The sequence below is a fragment of the Pseudomonadota bacterium genome, from assembly GCA_018817425.1.
Classification (GTDB): domain Bacteria; phylum Desulfobacterota; class Desulfobacteria; order Desulfobacterales; family RPRI01; genus RPRI01.
In genome coordinates this window covers 1-3,941 of sequence record JAHITX010000144.1, presented here as the reverse complement: position 1 = coordinate 3,941, position 3,941 = coordinate 1, and the positions used below count along the sequence as shown (strand labels likewise).

3 protein-coding genes are annotated in these 3,941 nt (G+C 40.4%); 1 reads left to right on the top strand and 2 read right to left on the bottom strand.

The genetic code is table 11. From position 1 onward, the window contains the following. A partial coding sequence (locus tag KKC46_23005; protein ID MBU1056674.1) for a hypothetical protein occupies positions 1-265 on the bottom strand: 265 nt, incomplete at its 3' end. A 110-nt stretch (positions 266-375) separates the two neighbouring features. Between KKC46_23005 and KKC46_23000 the strand changes: the two genes are divergently transcribed. Further along, positions 376-1,752: a sortase gene (locus tag KKC46_23000; protein MBU1056673.1), complete on the top strand. Its 1,377-nt coding sequence runs from the start codon at positions 376-378 to the stop codon at positions 1,750-1,752. Positions 1,753-2,126: 374 nt separating this feature from the next. On the opposite strand, the gene KKC46_22995 is transcribed toward KKC46_23000, so the two are convergent. Continuing rightward, a partial coding sequence (locus KKC46_22995; protein MBU1056672.1) for a DNA topoisomerase IV subunit B occupies positions 2,127-3,941 on the bottom strand: 1,815 nt, incomplete at its 5' end.

The window sequence follows — 3,941 nt, the reverse complement described above, 5'->3', positions numbered from 1 at the left end:
CATTTGGACAAACTTGTGTCAAATCATTACGATGACGATTGGCTAAACCGGAAGCGAGTACTTTTCCATTTTCCAATAATCTTACATTCACATCTTGAGACTTATCATCTGGATCCACCGCCCAACCAGATGCTTGGCAACTGGAGTTATAATTTGCATCATGATAACCTTCCGGAGAGCCCGCAAAAAGAACCGTTGGATTCAATACCACGCCAACAACCAAAATCGTAACCGTTATAAAAATTGTAGGCAAAAATCTTTTCATATACTTATATTATGCATAATAATATAGAATTGTCAATCAAACCAAAAACATTGACAGCAATTTGGTTATATGTTAATATGCCTGTATTGAATTAATAATATATAATTATTATGACACCTGAAAATTTACCCACATTTGAAAACAATTCCGAAAGTGATTGGTGGATAATTGAAAAAATATCCAAAAATACCGCTTCGGGAGAAAAAAGTTTTCTAAATATCTTCAGACAATCCGCGCTCGCGCGTTGGTGGAAATTTAGTTTTGCGACAACCGCGCTGTTGATTCTTGCCATCACGGGTTTAGTTTCCGCTTATCAAAACCGAGCGAGAATAGTCGCTTTATTCCCCAACACCAGCTCTTATCTCGTGGCGACAATTCAAAAAACACAAATCGTTCCCGCTTTTTTTAGTAAAATCGGCTCCTCTCTAAATATAAGATACAATTTATCTTCCTCCATGATATCTTTGCAACAATTGATGAGAAACGAACAACCAGAGACAACGCCGACTATCATCGCCGAGCAAAATATTTTGATAGAAAAACCGCTCAAAATTTTGATTGATAAAATTGGCGTCAACGCCTCGGTTGTTAATCCGCTCACGATTGATTTGGAAACGCTCAACAATGCTCTCAAATTAGGAGCCACGCGTTATCCAAGTTCTGGACTCTTGGGCGAAAATAAAAACATCTTTATTTTCGGGCATAGCACCAGTTTGGAAACCGAAAACGCTTTTTATAAAACTTTTAACAATTTGAACAAATTAGCAATCGGCGATGAAATTGTCCTGCAATCCGAAAAGAATGAGTATTTCTACAAAGTGACTGCCAATTATAAAACTGACACCGCTGAAATAGTGCGTTTTGACGAGGGCGAGAAAAAATTAACTTTGTCCACCTGCAACACCTTGGGACAAAAAGAAGAAAGATTTGTTGTGGAGGCCGATTTTGTAAAAATGACAAAACTGGCGGTTCCGCAAATTGGAGGCAATATTGTCGCGCCCGTCCAACCAACACCGGCCAATACTGGCGGAGGTCTGCAAGCCGGAGACAGAGAAGAACACACCTATGAAATTCCGCCCGCTAATAACACGACACCTGACGCCACCCAACAAATAGATTTGGCGACCACGATTGATATAGTTGGAATTTTAGGAGCCAATAACGAATTCATCGCGACTTCCACTTATACCACCCGAGACAAAATCGCGGTTCAATTTACAATCACCAATCTTGGCGCGAAAAAATCAGAGGGTTGGTATTTTAACGCGGTGTTGCCCACCAGCCCCGCGCATATTTTCCATTCCGCGTCGCAACAAGCTTTGGCTCCAAGTGAAAAAATTGAATTTATTTTGGGTTTTGACAAACCGCAAATCGGAGAAAATTTGGCGATTGTGATAAATGTGGACCCGACCGGCGGAATAAAAGAATCCGACAAAACCAATAATATTGTCAAGAAATTTATAACTATTGTTGAGTATGAAGAATAAAGGAAACAGATTGGGGAGGTAGAGAGAATAAATAAGACGGACGATTGGCGAAGCCAATCGTCCGTTTTCGTCTCTGCGAACGTTTAGCGAAGCCACACCTACGGGTGGTCAAACAGTCCAGTCCACAATAAATTTTGAAGTCCGAATTTTGAATTTTGATTGAATGATTAATATTTTAATGCTTGAATGACGGATTTTGGCGAAGCCAAAATCCGTCCCGTCCGTCTTTGAGATTTTAGTATTTGAATTTGTAATTTGTTTGTGATTTGTAATTTTGGATTTGTAATTTGATAGGGGGGATCTCTTTTCTGGATTGTTTTCCCCCTCATCAAGACTAAATTTTTTGCTCAACCCAAACCCCAACTCTAAAAACCTTACGCGTGCAAATCTATTTGCGCGATTGTCGCGTTGGATTGAATAAACGCTTTCCGCGGAGCAACCTGCGCACCCATCAAAGTATCAAAAGTGATGTCCGCCCGTTGCGCGTCCTCAATAAAAATTTTCTTCAAAACTCTTTTCTCGGCATCCATCGTTGTCTCAAATAATTCATCCGGATTCATTTCACCCAAACCCTTATACCTTTGAATTGATATTTTCGGCGTTTTCTTTTGTGCGGTCACAAGTTCTTCCCCATCCTGTTCGTCCTCGCTCACCAAATCTTCAACCTTATCCAAAATACTCTCTGCGCCAATCTTTTTCAAATATTCCTCTTTCTCCTTATCCGAAAAAACATACATCTCCTTTTTGCCTTGACTGATTTTATACAAAGGCGCTTTCGCCACGAACAAATAGCCGTCTTCTATAATTTGTTTGAAATAACGATAAAATAAAGTGAGCAATAAAGTTTTAATATGGTCGCCATCCACATCGGCATCGGTGGCGATAATAATTTTATGATAACGCAATTTCTCAATATTAAAAGTATCCCCGATTGCGGTTCCCAAGGCAATCACCAAATTTTTAATTTCTTGCGAAGCCAACATTTTGTCCAAGCGCGCTCGTTCCACATTCAAAATCTTGCCTCGCAAAGGCAAAATCGCCTGCGTGCGTCTATCGCGTCCCTGTTTTGCGCTATTATGAACAAACACCCCGCTCGCCAAAGCGAAATTATGAGTTCCTTTCACTTCAAAATCATACACATCCATTTTTTCATTTAATTTTATGATTTTACCCAATCTTGATAATTGCCTGCGCAAAGGCATTAAAGAATCTATATTCTTCAAATCTTTTGCTTTTTTATATGCCCCATCTCTCATCATAAATTTATGCTCCGGAGTGCAAATGATTTCTTCAGCATTATCTAAGACCACTTTTATAACTTCCGCATTCTTTTTTGTTATTCTGGGATTTTCAATGAGAGCGATTTTAATATCGCCATTTTTTCCAGCCGTATAACAATAATTAGCTTTACCCATTTTATGCTCCTTTACCAACTCCTTAAATGAAACATTCCTTCCGTCCAATAACGCAACTTTCGTCTCCCCAGCAAAACAACCACCAGCAGAATCTCCTTCCACAATAAATAATTCCGATTCTTGTGCACTTTTGGATTGGCAGTCCGCCAATTTCCCCGGCAAAGTTATCCCCTCCAAAACTCCTTTTCGCAAAACATTTTCTTTTGCCGCGCGCGCCGCTTTGCGCGCGCGCAACGCAATCGCCACTTTATTGATTATCGCTTTGGCGTCCTCGGGATGTTCTTCCAAGAAAAAAGCGAAGGCCTCGCTAAAAACCGTTTCCACCATTCCGCGCGCTTCCACGCTTCCCAATTTCGCTTTGGTTTGGCCCTCAAATTGAACCTCGGCTAATTTAACGGACACCACCGCGGTGATTCCTTCCAAGACATCATCGCCAGCGAAATTCTCGTCTTTTTCTTTCAAAAACCCACTCTCGCGCGCGTATGAATTGAGCGTTCTGGTCAAGGCGGATTTGAAACCGGTCAAATGCATTCCGCCTTCTATCGTGGCGATATTATTGGCGAAGGAAGTTACCCGCGAAGAAATATCGTCCACATATTGCAAAGCCACTTCCACCGACTCCCCTTTGTCGTTCAGAATTTTTTCTATATAAAAAATATTTTTATGAACGGCTTTTTGATATTGATTATGAAATCTAACCAAAGACAATAACCCACCTTCAAAATAAAACGAGGTGGACGGCAATTCCAATTCCAAATCTTTGAGAAAAAACAT

Coding starts and splice junctions, on each gene's coding strand:
- KKC46_23000 (MBU1056673.1), top strand. CDS start 376: ATGACACCTGAAAATTTACCCACATTTGAAAACAATTCCGAAAGTGAT.